We start from the raw sequence: 19,128 nt of genomic DNA, 5'->3' as shown, positions 1-19,128 counted from the left end.
CGACGCCGTTCACGACGCCGATGCCCATCACCAGCCCGCCCCCGACGGCGTAGTTCGAGCAGTAGCCCGCCAGCGAGCTGATTTCGTAGAAGGGCGAGTCGCGGTCCAGCACCATGGCGATGCGCTCGCGTACCGGCATCTTGTCGCGGCTGCGCATGCGTGCCATGGCCCGCGGCCCGCCGCCGGCTGCGGCTTGCTGCTGCAGCTCGTCAAGCTCGGCGAGTTGCTCGCGCATGTCGTCGCAGTTCTTGGTGAACCACTCGGCGGAGGTATCGATGTGGGATCGCAGTACCGGCATGTGACTCCCGCGGGCTCGCAGCGCTCCCGCCTGCGCCCCACCAGCCGGGCACGCAGACGCGAACTGCCGAATTCTGCATGACCGAGCCCGCCTTTGCCTACCTCGCTGCCATAACCTCGCCCGGGTGTCGCGGGACTCGGCATTTGTGGAGGAGAGCGCTGCGCTCTATGCGGCGGCGCATTCGCTGCAGCCCACCGAGGTGCAGCGTGAGCTGATCGCCGAGACGGCGTCGCTCGGGCGGGTGGCCGGCATGCAGATCGGCCCGCTGCAGGGCGCGTTCATGACGGTGCTGGCGACAGCCCTTCGCCCCCGGCTCGCCGTCGAGGTGGGCACCTTCACCGGGTATTCGGCGTTGTGCGTCGCCAGCGCCTTGGAACCGGGTGCACAGCTCATCTGCTGCGATGTGTCAGAGGAATGGACGTCGATTGCCCGCCGGTACTGGGAGCGTGCTGGTGTGGCTGATCGCATCGAGCTCCGCATCGGATCGGCACTCGACACGCTGCGCGCGCTGCCGCCTGAACCCCAGATCGACCTGGCGTTCATCGACGCCGACAAATCCAGCTATCCCGCCTACTACGACGAGATCGTCGGCCGGCTCTCGCCTAGAGGGGTGATCTTGGTCGACAACGTGCTGCGGGGCGGCACGGTCGCCGATGCCGCCAACGACGACGAGGCCACCGAGGCGATGCGTGCGTTCAACGAACACGTGGCCGCCGATGAGCGCACGCGCACCGTGCTGCTGCCCATCGGCGACGGCCTGACGATGATCAGCCCCAAGCCATAACCCTCCGCAATAGCATCCCGGCCGTGAACGATCAGGCTGCGTGGCCCATCGAGACGCACATCCTGCACCGGGACGATGCCGACCGCAGCTACCAGGTGTGGGTGGCATTGCCGATGGGCTACCGGCCCGACGCCACCAACCCATACCCGCTCGTCGTCTGCTGTGACGCGCCGTGGACGTTCGGCACCGCGGTGGACACCACCCGCATCCTGTCGATGTCGCGGGAGACGCCCCGCTGCGTGGTGGCGGGCATCGCGCACGACACGCCCGACATGCGCGAGATGCTCGATCTGCGGGCCATCGACTACACGGTGACGCCGGCCGAGGCCCCGCCGATGACGGGTATCCGGGCGCCTGCCGCTGAGACCGGTCAGGCAGAGCCATTCCGCCAGTGGCTCGCCAGTGATGTCATGCCGCTGCTGTACGACCGGTATCACGTCGGCGAGCCCACCTACGTCGGCCATTCGTTCACGGCGCTGTTCGGCCTGCACGTGCTGTTCAACGCACCTGACATGTTCGCCCGCTACCTGCTGGCCAGCCCGTCGGTGTGGTGGGACTACGAGGTCATGTTCCGTCTCGAGGAAGAGCACCACGCCGCGGGCGGCGATCCCGCCGTGAAGGTCTTCATGTCGATGGGGGAGCACGAGACCGACGAATACTCGCCCCAGGCCAAGTTCTGGGACCAGTTCTCGGCCCGCGGCTACCGCAACATCGACTCGACCTGGCACGTCTTCCCACGCGAGAACCACAACACCGTGGTCGGCCCGGCCGTGAGCCGGGGTCTACGGGTCCTCTACGCCGACTGAGCTTCTCCGGCTCACCGTGCCCCGCTGCCATCCGCCTGCACCGCTTGCGGGGGTGGGGCAGAATGGGCGCGTCGCATGGGGCAATGGGGAGGCCGTGACATGGCCATGACTGAGGAACGCAAGAGCCTGGGGCCGCTGGCAGCCAACGGCAAGGTGCCGGTGTACGACGCGGACGCGCATATCGCCGAGCCGACGTCGGTGTGGGAGGAGTACGCCGATCCCAAATACCGGGATCTGATCGCGCAGTGCCGGATCATGGACGACGGCAGCGATGCCATGTTCGTCGAGGGCAAGAGGCTGCGCAACGGCATCGCGCCGGCCTGCATCCCGGACGCATACGGTACTGATGTCACCTGGGACGACATCGTGCCCGGCAGCTACGACCCGGCCGCTCGCTTGTCGGTGATGGACGACGAGGGCCTCGACGCGGCGCTGATGTTCCCGTCGCTCATGCTGATCTCGGGTGACATCAACGACCCCGACATCGCCGTTGAGAATGCCCGTGCCTACAACCGCTGGATGACCGACTTCTGCTCGGAGGATCCGAACCGGCTGTTCGGCATGGGCGTGTGCCCGCTGCAGTCAGTCGACGGGGCAGTGGCCGTGATCGAAGAGGTCGCCAACGCCGGTCTGACCGGCATCACCTTCCGCCCCGAGCGGTATCAAGGGCTTGAGCTGTTCTCCGACGAGATGAACCGCGTGTGGTCAGCCGCCGAGCACCACGACCTCACCGTCGGCATCCACGGCAGCTTCGGCTCTGGCATGCCGAGCTTCGCCAAGACTCGCTACGAGAACCAGTTCTACGTCCATATGGTCTGCCACCCGTTCGAGCAGATGGCGTCGGTGATGGAGATGGTGTCCTCGGGCGTGCTCGATGATCACCCGATGCTGCGGGTGGGCTTCTTCGAGTCGGGCCTGGGCTGGCTGCCGTACTGGCTGGATCGCCTCGACGAGCACAAGGAGGCCATGGGCCACCTCGTGCCGCGGCTCAAGCGCGACCCCACCGAGATCTTCTCCGAGCAGTGCTTCGTGACCATGGAAGCCGGCGAGGGCGAGGCCTTCGAGCAGGTCGCCGCGATGGGCCTGGCGCACACCGTGGTGTGGGGATCCGACTACCCCCACTACGACTGCACCTTCCCCGGCGCGCTCGCCGAGCTCAACGAAACCTTCGACGGCTTCGACGACGAGGTGAGCGCCCTGCGCGACGAGGTCGTCTACACCAACGCCCGCCGCTTCATGGGCCTGACGTAGCCCCATGAACGTCGGGCACAGCATGGGGCTCTCGTAGCCCCATGAACGTCGGGCACAGCATGGGGCTCTCGTAGCCCCATACCGCCAGCGTCTCAGGGCGATTCGGTGACCAGGGTTCGGTGGTAGACGGCTCGCACGGCCAGTGCCTCGCGCAGCTCCTCGGTCATGTCCTCGGCAAAGTCCGCGCGGTAGCTGGCATCGTGCATGACCGACACGGCGAACTGCAGGCCGGAGAACAGCCCGATGAAGGCTGCTACCAGCACCAGCTGGCGGCTGAACAGCAGTTCCTCGCCCCACAGCGGCACACGCACCGCCCACGACTCTGCCCAGGTGAGCTGGCTCAGCGTGGTCCACTGCATCAACGTGCTCTCGCGAACGGTGAACATGCCGAACAGCACGTAGAAGCCGGTGACGATCCCCGCCACGAGCACGGTCTGGATGCTCTGAGCCACGAACAGCAGCAAGCCGACATTGGACCGGGCCCGGCGACCCAGCGGCGGCGCATCTGGCGGGGGCGCATCGTCGGCTGGCACCAAGTGGGCCACCGGCGTGTCGGCGCAGCGAGAGCGCACGTCGACCCAGGAGGCAAAGCGAGCCAGGTCCACGGCAAGGCGCCGCACAGAGACGCCGAGGAACAGCGCCCCGACGGCGATGAGCAGGCCGGCCACCATGGCGAAGAACGGCAATGTGAAATCGTGAGCCACCTGCCACATCTCGGCATTGAGAAAGATGAACGCCGAGAACACCAGCAAGAGCGGGAGCGACTTGGCCAGAAGCGTCGTCATTTGACCCACCTGACGCCACAACTGACCCACCGACCAACGCACCATCGGCACCAGGCCCCAGCTGGTCACCACATACGCGCCGCCGAGCAGCACCACATTCAGGCCCAAGGTGAAGGCCGCATCGACGATGACCGCGTTGGACGATCCCAGGCCGGCAAACACGGCACCGAGCCCGAGATAGGCCAGCACCTCCCACGGACCGAACCGCTCGGGCAACTGCCACAGACGCCGGCCCCGGATGCGGTTCACGAGTGCCATGGCGCCTGCCATTGCCGCTAGGCCCACCACGAAGATGCCCGCCTGGGCCCAGCCCGTCCATCGGTCGCCGAATACCAAGAAAAACTCAATGAACACCACGAACGCCAAGAACGGCGCGGCGCGGGTGAGCACGTCGGTGGTTGCGGAGTAGTCGTGGATCAGCTGCGGCAGTCCTTGGCGAACGAACCAGCGCTCGCACCGGTGTCGCTCGGCTGCGCGGCCCTGCTCGTGGCGTGACTCGCTGGGGCCGTCCATGACCGAGCACCTTAGGAAACCCGGGGACGGCGGCCAAAGTGGTGGCAGCCAAATCATCGGCAGTGCTCGGGCCGCTAGACATTGGCGCCATGGGACAGACGATTTCTTTGGCAGCTTCAGACGGCGTGACCTTCAGCGCCTACCGGGCCGATCCTGCGGGGCCGCCCAAGGGTGGTGTGGTGGTCGTGCAGGAGATCTTCGGGGTGAACGACCACATCCGCAGCGTCGCCGACGGCTATGCAGCTGACGGCTACCTGGCTGTGGCGCCGGCGCTGTTCGACCGTGTGCGGGGCGGCGTCGAGCTGGGCTACAACGCCGAGGGGATCGACGTCGGCCGCAAGATCGCCTTCGACGACCTCACCGTGGACCAGGTGATGGACGACATCGCGGCTGCCGCCGACTGCGCTGCTGAGGGCGGCAAGGTCGGCGTCGTCGGCTATTGCTGGGGCGGGTCGATGTGCTACGTGGCCTCAGCTCGCCTGGCCGACAAGATCGCTGCGGCGTCGGGCTACTACGGCGGGCAGATCATGCCGCACCTCGACGAGCGGCCCATCGCCCCGCTGCTGCTTCACTTCGGCACCGAGGACCACGGCATTCCGCTCGAGAACGTGCATGCCATCGACGAGCGCTGGGATCACATCACCGTGCACATCTACGACGGTGCCGATCACGGCTTCAACTGCGACGCCCGAGCCAGCTATCACGCCGACGCCGCGGCACTGGCCAAGCAGCGCACGCTGGACCACTTCGCTCAGCACCTGAGCTGAACCGGCGCTACCGGCCCGGGCGTCGCCGGGCGCCCACGAGCCGAGCGCCAGGGCGACGACGCTTCATCGGACTCTTCTGCAAGAGTGACGCCGATGCACGGATGGATGAAGACAGCCATCTCCGCGCTTGCCGTCGCGCTGGCATTCTCGGCTTGCAGCACCGCTGAGGATGATGCGGCCCCGGCAGCGACGACTCCGCCGCCCGATACGTCCCCGGCTGTCACGACGACTGCCGAGTCGCCGGCCACGACGGCGCTTCCTTCCGAGACCACTGCGCCGCCGCCTACGACTGCAGCACCAGAGGCCACGTCGACTACGGCGCCCGAAGCCGACATCACCGATGCGGATGCGAATGCGTCCGCGGATGCCGACGCATCACCGCCGCCCGGCGCTGGCGCCGGCGACAGCTTCTACCCGTGGCTCGGCAACAGCGGCTACGACGTCATCCACTACGACCTCGTGCTCGATGTGGACCCAGACGCCAACACCATCGATGGCGTCACGACCGTCTACGCCATGTCCACCGGCAAGCTCGAGACGGTCTACCTGGACCTGTCTGGCCTCGAAGTGAGCGGCGTCAAGGTCGATGAAACGGCAGCCGAGTTCTCACGCGAGCGGGCTGAGCTGATCGTGCAACCGGCGGCACCGATCGCCGCCGGCGCCGGCTTCACTGTCGAGATTGCGTATGCGGGTGTGCCAGAGCGCATCGACGACCCGGGTGTGCCGTTCGCTCGCATCGGCTGGTTCAACCAGGGCGGCGTGATCTTCACCGCCAACGAGCCGTCGGGCTCGATGTCATGGTTCCCATCCAACAACCATCCGACCGACAAGGCCACGTTCACCATCAGCATCACGGTGCCTGAGCACCTCACGGCTGCCTCGACAGGCTTGCTGGTCGAGGAGACTGCGGCCGGCGGTCGCCGCACCTTCACTTGGCAGATGAACGACCCGATGGCTACCTATCTGGCTGCCGTGTACATCGGCAAGTTCGAGCGCCATGAACAGCAGAGCCGCGAGGGACTGCTGATCCGCGACTACATCCCCGCTGGCCTGCCAGACACCGAGCGAGAAGCGATGCTCGAAGCGCTGTCGGTCACGCCAACGGCAATCGAGTATTTCGAAGGGCTGCTCGGCCCATATCCCTTCGACGCTTACGGCACGCTCGTGGTGCCGCTTTCTTTCGGTTTCGCCATGGAGAACCAGACTCTCTCGCTGCACAGCACCCAGACGCTTGGCGAGCAGATCATCGCCCATGAGCTTGCCCACCAGTGGTTCGGCAACTCGGTGACCGCGGCGGACTGGAGCGATATCTGGCTGCACGAAGGCTTCGCCCACTACCTGAGCTTCCTGTACCTGGCTGAGGTCGGCGACCAGGACCTCGATGAACTGATGGCCACGGAGCATCAAGCCATCATCGCTGGGCGGGCGGCACCTCCCGGCAGCATCGACGTCCATCAGCTGTTCGACTTCAACGCGGTGTACCAACGGTCGACGCTGACACTGCACGCGCTGCACCGTCACCTCGGCGACGAGACGTTCTTCCAGATCCTGCGCCGCCACTACGACGAGGCGGCCGGCGGCACCACGACCACGGCGGATTTCACGGCCATCGTTGCCGAACTCGGGGGGATCGCGGCAATCGATCTGCTCGATGATTGGCTCTACGACGTCGAGGTGCCGACGTCGCTCGGCAGCTGAGGTCAGTCGCTCAGGACGACGACGCCGCGGTCTATCGCGGGGCCGCCTTCGGCGTTGAGCACGTCGAAGCGGGCAGCCCGTGTGGCACCGCCGTCGCTGCTCGTGGGCACGACATCCCAGATGCGCACGGTGATCGTCGAGGGCATGAGCACCATGGCCCGGAATCGGCAGACGATCCGGCGCGCGCTGTGCGGATTGCCGTCGGCAACAGCGTCGACGACCGCCGAGACGCCCAGCGCCAGCGTGGCGGTGCCGTGCAGGATGATGCCCGGCAGCCCGGCCTTGCGAGCAACCGCCGCGTCGGTGTGGATCGGGTTCCAGATGCGAGCGCATTCGGTGTAGGCGTGCGCCGCGCCGTGTGCGACCGGCACAGGTATCTCGGCAAGGGGCTCCGCGGGCAGCCTGCCGAAGTCCGGCTCGGCCGGGGCGTCAGGGTCGGGCCTGTTGCCGCCGACCGTTTCGACGTTGAGGAACATCCCGCCCTGGTACGTCGTGGCAACAGGATTCCCATCGGCGTCCACGGTGTCGATCCGCATGGTCTGAAAGGTGCCGGGCTTGCGCTGCTCGACGCCCGTATAGGTGACGCTGGTCGTGAGATGGTCGCCGGGGCGCACCAACCGGTGGACCGTCAGGTCGTGGGTGGCGTGCACTGAGCGGCGGACCTCGTCGGGCGTGATGCCCCAGCGGTCGGAGATGTCGCGGCCTGCCACGATGACCGGCCACTCCGGGCACACGGCGAACATCGGGTGCGCCACCACGCCGTCGTCGGACAGCGTGTCGAAATAGCAGTCGTGGGTGTCGCCGAGCGAGGCCGAGTAGGCCATCGTCCAGCGCTCGTCGACGTCGTGGGAGATGGGCCCGATGGTCTCGCCCACCATGTCTGTCGGAACTGGCATGGCTGCGAGCGTAATGACAACGCGCATTTGGGATCGTCGCGGAACATTGCTGAGACGCCAGAATCGAGGGCGTGAGTGCACGAGCCCCCAGATGGAAGCTGCGAGGCAGCGGAGGGCTGCTGGCCGACGACGGGCTCGCCGGGACACTGGCATGGCGAGCTGCTCGGGGCCTGGTGCGCATCCTGCTGTTTCGCGTCTACCGGGTGCGGGCCACCGGTCAGGAGCGTCTGCGGGCGAACGGCACTGTCATCTACGCCCCGGTCCACCGCAGCCACCTCGACGGTCCGCTCATCGGCGGTCTCACCCACCGTCGTGTGCGGTACCTGGGCAAGGAGGAGCTCTTCCATCCCAAGCCGCTCGGCTGGTTCATGCGCTCGATCGGGGTCTTTCCCGTCCGCCGCGGCGAGGCTGACCTCGACGCGATGCGTGCAGCCCTCGGTCTGCTGACCAGCGGCGAGGCGATGCTGGTCTTCCCCGAAGGAACACGCCAGCCATCCGACGACATCGGCCCTGTCTTCGACGGCGCTGCATGGCTGGCCGCAAAGTCGGAAGCGCCGGTGCTGCCGGTGGGCATCGCGGGCACACGCGAGGCGATGCCCAGCGGCGCCAAGTTCCCGAAGCGGACGCAGGTCGCGATCGTGGTGGGGGAGCCGCTCGCCCCGCCGACCGGAGCCGACGGCGGCCGTGCCAAGCGGCCGGACATGACGGCATGGACGGCAACGCTGCGAGATGCCCTCGACGACTGCCAGCAGCGAGCGCGGGCGATGGCCGAACAGCCAGGACGGTGGCGCTCTCCCAAGCGGGAACTCGTGCCGTGATCGATCCCGACCACTGCCCGCCCAACTGGCCGAATCCCTATGGGCCGGGCGCTCTGGCGGGCATTCGCATCTGCGATTTCACTGGGCAGCTCGCCGGGGCGGGAGCCACCAAGATCTTGGCTGCGCTCGGTGCAGAGGTCATCCGCATCGAGGACCCGGTGAACCAGGGCCGGTGGGACATCCTGCGAGGCACGCAGCCGTTCATTGGGGAGCACCGCGGCATCGAAGCCGGGGGATCGTTCAACAACCACAACGCCGCCAAGCTCGGCATCACGCTCAACTTGCGAGACGACCGGGCCAAGGAACTGCTCGCCGAGCTCATCGCGGTCAGCGATGCAGTCACCGAGAACTTCGCCGCTGGGGTGCTGGAGCGTCTCGGATTCGGCTACGAGGCCCAGCGCGCCATCAAGCCCGACATCGTGTACGTCTCCAACTGCGGCTTCGGCGCCGACGGGCCCTACGCCAGCTTCAGGTCATGGGGCCCGATTGCTCAAGCCGTGTCGGGTCTCACCTTCCAATCGGGCCTGCCCGATCTGCCGCCAGCCGGTTGGGGCTACTCGTTCATGGACCACACAGGCGCGTACTACATGGCGATGGCGATCCTGATGGCCCTCTATCACCAGCGCCGCACTGGCGAGGGACAGTGGGTCGACCTCGCCTGCATCGAAGCAGCCGGAACGCTGCACGGAGCGGCGTCGCTGGACTTCACCGTCAACGGCCGCCCGGCTCGGCGCGACGGCATGCCCAACAGCAACCGGTCCCGGTCGCCTGCGATGGCGCCCCATGGCGTATGGGCCTGCCGGGGCGATGACGAGTGGGTGGCGATCGCGGTACGCGATGACGATGACTGGCAGCGGTTCGCCGACGCGGTCGATCGGCCGTGGGCCGCAGATGAATGCTGGGACCGCCTCGCGGGACGCTTGGCTGAGGAGCACCGCCTCGAGCGCCTGATCGGCGAGTGGACTGCGCAGCGCGGCAAGGCCGAGGTGGCCGAGCTGCTCGTCTCGGCCGGCGTGCCCGCCGCACCGGTGCTGCGGCCGAGCGAGCGCATCGACGGCGATCCCCGCACGAGCGACTGGGGCATGTGGGTGACCGCACCCCACAGCTCCATCGGCGACACCCGCGTCGAGGGACTGCCGATGCGCCTGTCCGAGAACGACTGGGCCATCGGCCGCGCCGCACCATGTCTGGGCGAGGACAACCACTACGTGCTCGGCGAAGTGCTGGGGCACAGCGCTGACGAGATTGCCGAGCTCGCCGCTGCGGGGGTCATCTGATGTCGGCGCCGACTGCTACACGTGCGCTCGACGGCCTGCGGGTGATCGAGCTGACCTCCGAGCGCTGCGCCCTGGCCGGAAAGCTGCTGGCGGACATGGGCGCCGATGTCATCGTGGTCGAGCCGCCCGGTGGGTCGCCGATGCGCGCCTACGAACCCTTCGCCGGCGACCGACCCGATCCCGAAGGTGCGCTGTGGTGGTGGCACTACAACACGTCGAAGCGCTCGCTCGTGGTCGACCTCGACAGTGCGCAGGGCGCGAACGACTTCCGCCGCTTAGCGAGCACCGCCGACGCCGTGATCGAGGCTGAGCCGCTGGGCCGACTCGACTGCCTCGGGCTGGACTGGAACCAGCTCGGCGGCGCCGGCGATCCCACTGGAGCGGCGCCTGCACGCAACGATCTCCTCATCTGGGTCTCGATCACCCACAACGGGCGTGAGCGAGCGGATCCGCCGGCCACCGACCTGACCGTGCTGGCCGAGGGCGGGCCGATGTGGTCGTGTGGATACGACGATCACTCAATCCCACCGGTGCGCGGCGGCGGGAATCAAGGCCTGCACATGGGGAGCCAGTACGCGGTGATCGCGCTGATGGCGGCGCTGATGCGGCGAGAGCACTCGGGCCGGGGCCAGCTCATCGACGTCTCGATGCTGGCTGCGGCCAATGCCACCTGCGAGTTTGCGACCTACTTCTGGCTGAACCAGCAGATTGAAGTGCAGCGCCAGACCGGTCGCCACGCGCTGCCGCAGATCAGCGAGCCCACCCAGGTGCAGTGCGCCGACGGCCGTTGGCTCAACACGGGCGTGCCGCCCCGCCGAGGCCCCGAGTTCGCGGCACTGGCCAAGTGGGTTGCCGAGCTGGGGCTGTTCGAGGAGTGTCCCTATACCGAGCTGTTGGCGCTCGGCGAGAGTTACGAGCAGATCGACATCCTCCACCTCGATGCCGATCCGCTGGGCGCCGAGGTATTCGGTGCCGGTCGGGACACTGTCAACTTCTTGGCCGAACGACTCGGCGCACACGAGCTCTTCGTGGGCTTGCAGACCATCGGCCTGGCGTGCGGCATCGTGTACTCGCCCGAGGAGATGCTGACCGACTCGCACTTCGAGGCCCGGGGCTTCCCCGTCGAGATCGATCACGACGGAGCCGCCGTCACTTACCCCGGTGCCCCGTTCAAGTTCTCAGCCACGCCATGGCACGCAACACGCGCGCCGCGTCTCGGCGAGCACCAAGACCTGATCGCCGACTGATCTCTCTGGACTGGGCGCCGCAGCCCCGCGGTTACTCGTCGGGATTGTGGAAGCGTGCCGCTTTCGCCAGTTCGCGCACTTCGGCGCGCTCATCGGGCGTCAGGCACTCGAAGTCGGGCGCATGCAGCTTGTCGGTCAGCGACTCGATCTCCTCGCGGGCATCACCGAGATCGCTGACGTCGGGATAGGGCTTGGGCCACCCGAAGAACTCGGCATTCCATTCGCCCGCAGGACCCGACAGGATCGCCTCGAGCGGTCCCATGCCCAGCGCCTGCACGGCCACGGCGTGCCGGCCGAAGCGCAGCTCGCGCATGATCTGGGCCATGAAGAACGCATGAGCCGGGCCGGGTTCGCCAGGTCGAGGCATGTCCCGCCAGCCGACAAAGGTCGGCGCACCTTGGGGGACGGCAGCGTCCACGACCCGCTCGAGCAGTTCGCCCAAACGCTCCGCGCCCTCCATCCCGGCGAGTCGCTTCTCGCCGTACTCGGTGCAGATGTCGGCCCAGATCAACGCCCCCTGTGACGGGTTCATAACCGCACGGCCCGCTTCGACGGCTGAGCGCATGGTGTCGGGATTCCAGAAGAATGCTGCGCCGATCACGTTGTCGACCGGGCACTCGCCGAGCACGCCCAGCCGGCCGGTTGCATATGCCCCGAGGCCCTCGGCCATGCCGCGCTGCGCCGCCTTCTCCAGCGTGGACGGGTCCATCAGCCAATCCATCGCCAGCATCCCCACTGAGCCGCGCATGCTGCGCGCTACCGCCGCCGTTTCCATGACCGACTTCTCCTCGTTCGACTGAGTGGTGACGCTAACCGCCCGACCTCTCGTCATGCATTGGCCGGCCCCTGCACAGTCGCCCCAGGACAGTCACAGCTGCGCGGACGCGGCGAGTCGGGAATCTGCCTAACATTAGATTCTGGCCGCGGCACAGGCGGCCGGACCAGGGGGCACGTCATGCACGTCGGATACTCGGCCGTCTTCCAGAATCCGGAAAATGCGCTCTCGGACCGTGAGGTCTGGGACCAAGAGATCCGCATGGTCGAGGAAGCCGAGGATCTCGGCTTCGACTCGATCTGGACGGTGGAGCACCACTTCACCGACTACACGATGTGCCCCGACCCGGTGCAGTTCCTGACGTGGGTCGCCGGCAAGACCAACCTCCAGCTCGGCACCGCGGTCATCGTGCTGCCGTGGCATGACCCGATGCGCGTCGCCGAGCAGGTGACCATGCTCGACAACCTCTCCGACGGCCGGCTCATCTTGGGGATCGGCCGCGGCCTGGCCCGCATCGAGTACGAGGGCTTCCGGGTGGACATGAACTCCAGCCGGGAGCGGTTCCTGGAGTACGCCAAGATGCTCATCGAGGGCCTCGAGCAGGGCTACGTCGAGCACGACGGCGAGTTCGTGCAGCAGCCCCGCCGCGACATCCGCCCGACTCCGGAGCACTCCTTCAAGGGCCGCACCTATGCGGCCGCGGTGTCTCCCGAGGGCATGCCGCTCATGGCACAACTCGGCATCGGCCTGCTGGTGATCCCGCAGAAGCCGTGGGACATCGTCGAGTCAGACTTCGCTGCGTACCACGGCGAATGGGTCAACCACCACACCGCACCCCCGCCGCCCCCGCTGTCGGGAGGTTTCTGCTGGGTGGACACCAACGCCGATCGTGCCGAGGAGAAGGCGCTCGAGCACATCTGCAACTACTACGGCACGGTGATGAAGCACTACGAGTTCGGGCCCAAGCGCCCGCACGAGGGCGTCAAGGGCTACGAGTTCTACGAGGGCATCTCCAAGTACATCGACCGCCACGGCGCCCGCGGCGCAGCCGAGGATTTCGCTCGCCTGATGCCGTTCGGCACGCCCGACCAGGTGCTCGAGAAGATCCAGTTCATCAAGGACAAGATCGGCATAGCGGCGTTCTTCCCGAACCTGTGCTTCGCCGGCATGAACTGGACAGAGGCCCGCCGCAACCGCGACCTGTTCGCCACCGAGGTGCTGCCCGTGCTCAAGGAGTGGGACGCCCCGCCGGTCGGCCTCGCCGCCACCGAGCTCGCCGCCGCTGCCGCCTAGCCGAGCCCGCGGGAATCCGCGGCGCTGATCGGCCATGATGTTCGCCGCCGCGCCGCCCGAGTGCGGCGGACGGGGGCTTCCAGATGAGATTCGGCCTGATCTCCGCGAACTTGATGGGCAACGTCGATGGCGCTGCGGCGCAGGAGACCGCCCAGACCGCTGAGGAAGTCGGCTTCGATTCGCTGTGGGCGATCGAGCATGTGGTGGTGCCGAAGTCGTACAGCTCCACCTATCCCTACGACGAGGGCGGGCGCCTGTTCAAGGGCGCAAGCCAGCTCGACCACTCAGACCCGCTCATCTGGCTGGCGTATGCCGCCGCAGTGACGGCACGCATCCGGCTGGCAACCGGCATTCTCATCCTGCCCCAGCGCAACCCCCTGATCCTGGCGAAGGAGATTGCTTCGCTCGACCGCCTGTGCGGCGGTCGTTTCGACTTCGGCATCGGCGTGGGATGGCTGCGCGAGGAGTTCGACGCACTCGGCGTGCCTTTCGACCGTCGGGGTGCGCGCACCGACGAGTACATCGCGGCGCTGCGTGTGCTGTGGACCGAGGAGGAAGCCGAGTTCCACGGTGAGTTCGTCGACTTCGACCCGGTCTACTCGCAACCCAAGCCCGTCCAGCAGCCGGTGCCGATCCTGGTAGGCGGCCACAGCGACCGCGCCGCCCGGCGCGCCGGTGAGCTCGGCGACGTGTTCTTCCCGGCCGAACGGCCTGTTGAGGTGCTAGCGGGGCTCTTCGAATCGACGCGCCGCTATGCCGAGGCCGCGGGACGCGACCCAAGTGACGTCGAGATGTGGACTACTGGCGGGACCGACCGCGCCCACCTCGATCAGCTGGTCGAGCTCGGCGTCAGCCAAGTGATGGTGCCGGGGCGCAGGCCGCCCCAGCTCGGCGAGACATACGGGCAGATCCTCGCTGACTACGCGGATGCATAAGTAGGGCGATAACAGTGCAGGAGACGGCCAATGGTTGAGTACGGAGACGGCGACGCGATCAGCCACGAGCAACGGGTTGCCGAGATGCAGGCCCAAGCCGAGGTGATCCGGCGGGACATGGGCGGCGCTTCGAAGGTCCAGGCGATGGCCGAAGAAGGCGACCGGACGATCCGCCAGCACATCGATGCCTTCCTCGACGACGGCTCGTTCCGTGAGATCGGCACCTTCAGCCGGTCGCTCCGCCCCGAGATGCGCGACATCACACCCGGTGACGGCAAGATCGGCGGGCACGGCGATGTGGACGGCCGGCCGGTGGCAGTGTTCGGCGACGACATCACGGTGCTGCGCGGCTCGAGCTCCATCGTGGGCACCCGCAAGGAGAGCCGTCTCTACGACCGCGCGCTCACCATGGGCATTCCTGTCGTGCACTTCGGCGAGACCGGCGGCGGCCGCATTCCTGATCTCATGGGCTCGGAAGGCATCTCCGAGCCCGGTGCCATGTTCGAGATGGCCCAGCGGCGTCACCGGATCCCGATGGCCACCATGATCTGCGGCCAGTCCTTCGGCGGCTCGTCGTTCGTGTCGGCCATGAGCGACTACGTCGTCATGGTGCGCGGCTCGTGCCTCGCCGTGACCTCGCCGAAGGTGTTCGAGATCGCGACCGGCGAGGTCATCTCATTCGAAGACGTCGGTGGCGTCGATGTGCACGCTCGCATCACCGGGCAGATCGATCTCGGCGTCGACACCGACGAGGAGGGGTATGAAGCCATCCGGCGGTGGCTGTCATACATGCCCTCGAATGCCTGGCAGCCGGCGCCCCGGGCCGAGCCACGCGGCGGCGACGGGCCCGATCCCGAGCTGGCCCGCATGGTGCCGGCCCGGCGCACCCGCGGCTACGACATGCGACGCGTCGTCGCCCGCATCTGCGACCCCGGTTCCGTTTTCGAGATGCAGCCGAATTACGCCCGCAACGTGGTGTGCGCGCTCGCCCGGCTGGACGGGTACGCGGTGGGCGTCATCGCGAGCAACCCGATGTTCCAGGCGGGAACCCTCGACCCGCAGGCCTGCCACAAGGTCATTCGCCTCGCCACCGTGTGCGACTCGTACAACATTCCCATGATCTTCCTGGTGGACGTGCCGGGCTTCATGGTCGGCAAGCGTGTCGAGCACGACTTGATGCTCCACTGGGGCATTCGCATGATGCATGCACTGCAGAACGCGTCCGCGCCCACGCTCACGGTGTGCCTGCGCAAGGCATTCGGCATGGCCTGGCAGGCCATGAACGGCTCCCGGATGCCCAGCCATGGCATCTACTGCTGGCCCGGTGCGGAGGTCGGCTTCATGGATCCCGAAGTCGGCGTGAACGTGGCGTTCGGCTCGAAGCTCTCGCGCATCGCCGACCCTGACGAGCGCGAGGCCGAGCGGCTGAAGCTCGTGGCCGAGGTGGCTGAGGCGACGAATCCCTTCGAAGCAGCCGGCACGATGCGCATCGACGAGATGATCGACCCCGCCGACACCCGCAGCGTGCTCATCTCGGACATCCGGATGCTGGCCAATCGGCCGGTGCCGCCGCCCGAGCAGCGGCCGCTGAGCTATTGGCCGAGCTGCTGAGGCCCGGGTCCGAGCGGCCCGTGAGCCCAATCGCACGAAATACGGGAACAAGAGCGGGAAACAACAGGTGCGGTTCACCTAGCTGCCTAGCCCACCGACGAGCCAGCGAGCAGTAGCGTCTTGAAGCAATGCCGAGCGGCCGTGATGTCGGTCGAGAGCTTTGGTAGTTCGTACCATTATCGACGTCGGCAGCGACTGGGGAGATCTCTGACGTGATCGATCTCGAAGGCGTCACCAAGCACTACGAAGTCGGCCCCGTGCTGGTGACAGCGCTGGCCGGCATCGACCTGCACGTCGATACGGGCGAGTTTGTCGTCGTCCTCGGTGCATCCGGCAGCGGCAAGACCACCACGCTCAACATCATCGGTGCCCTGGACGTACCGTCATCCGGCAAGGTGACCGTCGGGGGACGTGATCTCACCACATCAAGCCGCAGCGAGCTCTTTGCGCTGCGGCGCGAGACGGTCAGCTTCATCTTCCAAAGCTTCAACCTCTTCCCGGGTTTGACCGCAACCGAGAACGTCGAGTTCGGCATGGACGTCTCCGGCAAGAGCGGATCGGCCGATCCCGCCGACATACTCGACTCCGTCGGGCTCGGCCACCGGCTCGGTCACTTCCCGCATGAGCTGTCGGGCGGCGAGCAGCAGCGCGTGGCGATCGCGCGAGCACTCGCCACCGGCAACCCGGTGCTGCTCGCCGATGAGCCCACCGGCGAGCTGGACTTCAAGACCGGTGCCCAGATCCTCGAATTGCTCGCCGAGCAAGCCAACCAGGACCGGGCGGTGCTCGTGGTGACCCACAACCGCGAGATCTCCCGCATGGCCGACCGCGTCGTGGAGATGAGCAGCGGGCAGATCATCAGCGACGGTCCGCCCGAGGGCGGCAAGACCCCGCTGTCCGAGCTCCACTGGTAGGCCCGCGCGCATGTGGTTGTTCCGGCTGCGGTGGTCCCTGCGGGACGCGCGCAAACGCTGGATCCAGATCGTCGCCATCGGCTTCACACTGGCGATCGGCATCGGGCTGTACGCGGGCCTCTCGAGCGTGACGCAATGGAGGCTCACCTCCATTGACAAGAGCCTCGAGGCCACGAGCATGTACGACCTGCGGGCGACGGTCGGCGAGGGCGGGGACGTGCCGGCCGGCTCGCTTGCTCGCATCGCCAGCGAGATCGACGGCATCGACCGCTACAACGAACGCCTCCTGTTCGACACCCAGGTCGAGACTGTCGTCGAGGGCGAAGAACTGCTGGTGCACGGGCGCATCGTCGGCATGGACCTGTCGGGGAGCGAGCCCGTCGTCAATGACGTCTACCTGATCGACGATGCTGCGCGGCCGGTTTCGAACAGCGCAACACCGCAGGTGCTGGTCAATCGGGGCTTCTCGACCTTCTGGGACTTGCCGACGAGCGGCGCGCTGACGGTGGGCGGCGATGTCGGCGTGGACTATGTCGGCGCTGCCGTGTCACCCGAGTTCTTCCTCATCATCGAGGGGAACGGATCGCTCGGCAGGTCCAACCTGGCGGTGCTGTTCGCCCCGCTGGATGCCGCGCAGGACATATCGGGCCGGTCCGGCATGGTCAACGACCTCGTGCTGACCCTCGAGCCAGGTGCCGACGCAGCGGCGGTGACCCGGCAGCTCACCGAAGCCGCCGCGTCGCAGGACGGTGTACTGCTGGACGTCCTCACCCGAGAGGCGACGCCCTCGTATATCGGCTTGACCGGTTCACCAGAGATCGACCAGGGCATCTACAACGCCATCTCGCTCCTGCTCTTTGTCGGAGCTGCGTTCGCCGCACTGAACTTCTCCGCCCGCATGGTCGAAGCGCAGCGGCGCGAGATCGGCAACTCAATGGCGATCGGAGAGCATCCCCGGACGATCGTCATCCGGCCGCTGCTGATCGGCCTGCAGATCGGCATCATCGGCATGATCTTGGGCGTCGCCGTGGGCTACGCGATCGCCTTCCAGACGGTGACCGTCGTGCAGGAGGTTGCGTGGCTGCCGATCTTCGAGCAACCCTTCCAGGCAGGCATCTACGCGCAGGCTATGGCGCTCGGATTCGCAGTGCCGGTGCTTGCCGTGCTCTGGCCTGTCCTGCGCGCCGTCAGGGTGCGGCCAGTCGACGCGATTCGCTCAAGTCATCTGGCATCGAGGGGCGGCAGTTTGGGGCCCATCATCAGCCGCATCCCCCTGCCGGGCCGCAGCCTCGAGCGGATGCCGTTCCGGAACCTGATGAGGGCTCCCCGCCGGACATTCCTGACGCTGCTGACCTTCACCATGAGCTTGGCGATCATGTTCGCCATGCTGGGGCTGGGCAGCACCTTTACGGCCACGCTCGACGACGGCAACGAAGAACTGCTCGGTGGCGAGCCTGACCGCTTCACGGTGCAGTTGGATTCCTTCTACCCGGTCAACTCGCCGCAGGTTCAGGACATACTCACCAATCCGACGGTGCAACTCGGCGAGCCGGCGATGGTGCTCGGGGCCAATGTCACAGCCGCCACGTCAGAAGCCACCGACGACCCGATCCGGCTGGATCTCGCGGTCCGCTTCGTCGATTTCGGCAGCACCGTGTGGACGCCGACCGCGACGGAGGGATCGCTGTCGCCCCGGTCGCCAGGCATCGTTCTCGCCGACAAGGCCGCTCGTGACTTCGGTGTGGGGGTAGGCGATGACGTCATCGTGACGCATCCGGCGCTCGTCGATGGGGCGTTCACTTACAGCACCCGCAGCCTGCCCGTCGCGGCGATCCATCCGCATCCGCTGCGGCTCAACGCCTACATGGATCTCTCGCAGGCGTCGACCTGGGGCTTCGGCGATCTGGCCAACATCGTGACCGGCGTGCCGGCAGACGGCAGCAGCCTGAACGACGTGAAGCGAGCGCTCTTCGGCAGCGGCACGGGCGTGGCACTGGTGCAGGGGTTGAACGAGACGTTCCAGTCCTTGGAGGATTCGCTGGAGCAGTCCAGCGGCGTGTTCGTCATCACGCGAATATTCGTCATCTTCCTGGTGATGCTGATCGCGTTCAACACCGCCAACATCAATGTGGACGAGCGCTCCCGCGATCACGCCACGATGTTCGCCTACGGCATACCCGTGCGGCGGGTGATCGCGAACCTCTCGGTGGAGGGGCTGCTGCTGGGCGTGGTTGCCGTGGTGCTCGGCGGTCTGTTCGGGTACGCACTGTTGCTATGGATGGCGTTGTTCCAGATGCCGACGGCCGTCCCCGACGTCGGCATGATCGTGTCGGTGCGCTGGTGGGAGATGGCGGCGTCGTTCGTGGTGGCATTGGCCGCAATCGCGCTGGCGCCGATATTCCCTGGCCGCAAGCTGAACAAGATGTTCATCCCGGGCCAGCTCCGGGTCATGGAGTAGCG

At 67.0% G+C, this 19,128-nt stretch carries 16 protein-coding genes and 1 pseudogene; 13 read left to right on the top strand and 4 right to left on the bottom strand.

Annotated features, from left to right (window positions below):
• Positions 1-298: pseudogene (locus tag ACOGW9_RS00435) on the bottom strand (acyl-CoA carboxylase subunit beta); the annotation flags it as partial.
• A 124-nt stretch (positions 299-422) separates the two neighbouring features.
• Between ACOGW9_RS00435 and ACOGW9_RS00430 the strand changes: the two are divergent.
• The 3 genes from ACOGW9_RS00430 to ACOGW9_RS00420 all read left to right on the top strand — a co-directional run bounded on the left by ACOGW9_RS00430 (position 423) and on the right by ACOGW9_RS00420 (position 3,139).
• Entirely contained in the window at positions 423-1,082 is a 660-nt protein-coding gene (locus ACOGW9_RS00430; protein ID WP_419907342.1) for an O-methyltransferase, read from the top strand.
• A gap of 23 nt (positions 1,083-1,105) precedes the next feature.
• Positions 1,106-1,888 (top strand): alpha/beta hydrolase, encoded by a 783-nt coding sequence (locus ACOGW9_RS00425; protein ID WP_419907340.1) that lies wholly within the window; start codon positions 1,106-1,108, stop codon positions 1,886-1,888.
• Between the two features lie 99 nt (positions 1,889-1,987).
• On the top strand, positions 1,988-3,139 hold the full coding sequence (locus tag ACOGW9_RS00420) for an amidohydrolase family protein (protein ID WP_419907338.1): 1,152 nt from the start codon (positions 1,988-1,990) through the stop codon (positions 3,137-3,139).
• Between the two features lie 92 nt (positions 3,140-3,231).
• On the opposite strand, the gene ACOGW9_RS00415 is transcribed toward ACOGW9_RS00420, so the two are convergent.
• Positions 3,232-4,437: a hypothetical protein gene (locus tag ACOGW9_RS00415; RefSeq protein ID WP_419907336.1), complete on the bottom strand. Its 1,206-nt coding sequence runs from the start codon at positions 4,435-4,437 to the stop codon at positions 3,232-3,234.
• 89 nt (positions 4,438-4,526) lie between these two features.
• On the opposite strand from ACOGW9_RS00415, the gene ACOGW9_RS00410 reads away from it, so the two are divergent.
• Both ACOGW9_RS00410 and ACOGW9_RS00405 read left to right on the top strand, forming a co-directional pair.
• Complete coding sequence (locus ACOGW9_RS00410) at positions 4,527-5,204, top strand: dienelactone hydrolase family protein (protein ID WP_419907334.1); 678 nt, start codon at positions 4,527-4,529, stop codon at positions 5,202-5,204.
• Between the two features lie 93 nt (positions 5,205-5,297).
• Positions 5,298-6,902 (top strand): M1 family metallopeptidase, encoded by a 1,605-nt coding sequence (locus ACOGW9_RS00405; RefSeq protein WP_419907332.1) that lies wholly within the window; start codon positions 5,298-5,300, stop codon positions 6,900-6,902.
• Positions 6,903-6,904: 2 nt separating this feature from the next.
• On the opposite strand, the gene ACOGW9_RS00400 is transcribed toward ACOGW9_RS00405, so the two are convergent.
• Entirely contained in the window at positions 6,905-7,798 is an 894-nt protein-coding gene (locus tag ACOGW9_RS00400; protein ID WP_419907330.1) for a MaoC/PaaZ C-terminal domain-containing protein, read from the bottom strand.
• Between the two features lie 71 nt (positions 7,799-7,869).
• Between ACOGW9_RS00400 and ACOGW9_RS00395 the strand changes: the two genes are divergently transcribed.
• From ACOGW9_RS00395 to ACOGW9_RS00385, 3 genes are read left to right on the top strand one after another with little or no spacing between them, the layout of a single operon-like run.
• Positions 7,870-8,616, top strand: coding sequence for a lysophospholipid acyltransferase family protein (locus ACOGW9_RS00395; RefSeq protein ID WP_419907328.1), 747 nt, complete (start codon positions 7,870-7,872; stop codon positions 8,614-8,616).
• Complete coding sequence (locus ACOGW9_RS00390; protein ID WP_419907326.1) at positions 8,613-9,893, top strand: CaiB/BaiF CoA transferase family protein; 1,281 nt, start codon at positions 8,613-8,615, stop codon at positions 9,891-9,893. The genes ACOGW9_RS00395 and ACOGW9_RS00390 overlap by 4 nt, the downstream gene beginning before the upstream one ends.
• Positions 9,893-11,140, top strand: a complete 1,248-nt coding sequence (locus ACOGW9_RS00385) for a CaiB/BaiF CoA transferase family protein (RefSeq protein WP_419907324.1) — start codon at positions 9,893-9,895, stop codon at positions 11,138-11,140. Before ACOGW9_RS00390 ends, ACOGW9_RS00385 begins: the two co-directional genes overlap by 1 nt.
• 31 nt (positions 11,141-11,171) lie before the next feature.
• On the opposite strand, the gene ACOGW9_RS00380 is transcribed toward ACOGW9_RS00385, so the two are convergent.
• On the bottom strand, positions 11,172-11,915 hold the full coding sequence (locus ACOGW9_RS00380; RefSeq protein ID WP_419907322.1) for a helix-turn-helix domain-containing protein: 744 nt from the start codon (positions 11,913-11,915) through the stop codon (positions 11,172-11,174).
• A 180-nt stretch (positions 11,916-12,095) separates the two neighbouring features.
• Between ACOGW9_RS00380 and ACOGW9_RS00375 the strand changes: the two genes are divergently transcribed.
• From ACOGW9_RS00375 to ACOGW9_RS00355, 5 genes are all read left to right on the top strand, one after another.
• Complete coding sequence (locus ACOGW9_RS00375) at positions 12,096-13,208, top strand: LLM class flavin-dependent oxidoreductase (protein ID WP_419907320.1); 1,113 nt, start codon at positions 12,096-12,098, stop codon at positions 13,206-13,208.
• An 83-nt stretch (positions 13,209-13,291) separates the two neighbouring features.
• Positions 13,292-14,143, top strand: a complete 852-nt coding sequence (locus ACOGW9_RS00370) for an LLM class F420-dependent oxidoreductase (RefSeq protein ID WP_419907318.1) — start codon at positions 13,292-13,294, stop codon at positions 14,141-14,143.
• A gap of 30 nt (positions 14,144-14,173) precedes the next feature.
• Complete coding sequence (locus ACOGW9_RS00365; RefSeq protein ID WP_419907316.1) at positions 14,174-15,754, top strand: acyl-CoA carboxylase subunit beta; 1,581 nt, start codon at positions 14,174-14,176, stop codon at positions 15,752-15,754.
• Between the two features lie 212 nt (positions 15,755-15,966).
• Positions 15,967-16,668 carry an ABC transporter ATP-binding protein gene (locus ACOGW9_RS00360; RefSeq protein WP_419907314.1) on the top strand — a complete coding sequence of 234 codons (702 nt, stop codon included), beginning with the start codon at positions 15,967-15,969 and terminating at the stop codon, positions 16,666-16,668.
• A 10-nt stretch (positions 16,669-16,678) separates the two neighbouring features.
• Entirely contained in the window at positions 16,679-19,126 is a 2,448-nt protein-coding gene (locus ACOGW9_RS00355) for an FtsX-like permease family protein (protein WP_419907312.1), read from the top strand.
• Positions 19,127-19,128: the final 2 nt, after the last annotated feature.

The organism is Candidatus Poriferisodalis sp. (assembly GCF_965203655.1).
Classification (GTDB): domain Bacteria; phylum Actinomycetota; class Acidimicrobiia; order Acidimicrobiales; family Poriferisodalaceae; genus Poriferisodalis.
This window is presented reverse-complemented; position numbering and strand designations above follow the sequence as displayed.

Excerpts from the sequence above, each read along its gene's own strand:
- ACOGW9_RS00420 (WP_419907338.1), top strand. The coding sequence starts at position 1,988 with ATGGCCATGACTGAGGAACGCAAGAGCCTGGGGCCGCTGGCAGCCAAC.
- ACOGW9_RS00380 (WP_419907322.1), bottom strand. The coding sequence starts at position 11,915 with ATGGAAACGGCGGCGGTAGCGCGCAGCATGCGCGGCTCAGTGGGGATG.
- ACOGW9_RS00405 (WP_419907332.1), top strand. The coding sequence starts at position 5,298 with ATGCACGGATGGATGAAGACAGCCATCTCCGCGCTTGCCGTCGCGCTG.
- ACOGW9_RS00365 (WP_419907316.1), top strand. The coding sequence starts at position 14,174 with ATGGTTGAGTACGGAGACGGCGACGCGATCAGCCACGAGCAACGGGTT.
- ACOGW9_RS00385 (WP_419907324.1), top strand. The coding sequence starts at position 9,893 with ATGTCGGCGCCGACTGCTACACGTGCGCTCGACGGCCTGCGGGTGATC.
- ACOGW9_RS00415 (WP_419907336.1), bottom strand. The coding sequence starts at position 4,437 with ATGGACGGCCCCAGCGAGTCACGCCACGAGCAGGGCCGCGCAGCCGAG.
- ACOGW9_RS00400 (WP_419907330.1), bottom strand. The coding sequence starts at position 7,798 with ATGCCAGTTCCGACAGACATGGTGGGCGAGACCATCGGGCCCATCTCC.
- ACOGW9_RS00355 (WP_419907312.1), top strand. The coding sequence starts at position 16,679 with ATGTGGTTGTTCCGGCTGCGGTGGTCCCTGCGGGACGCGCGCAAACGC.
- ACOGW9_RS00370 (WP_419907318.1), top strand. The coding sequence starts at position 13,292 with ATGAGATTCGGCCTGATCTCCGCGAACTTGATGGGCAACGTCGATGGC.
- ACOGW9_RS00375 (WP_419907320.1), top strand. The coding sequence starts at position 12,096 with ATGCACGTCGGATACTCGGCCGTCTTCCAGAATCCGGAAAATGCGCTC.
- ACOGW9_RS00410 (WP_419907334.1), top strand. The coding sequence starts at position 4,527 with ATGGGACAGACGATTTCTTTGGCAGCTTCAGACGGCGTGACCTTCAGC.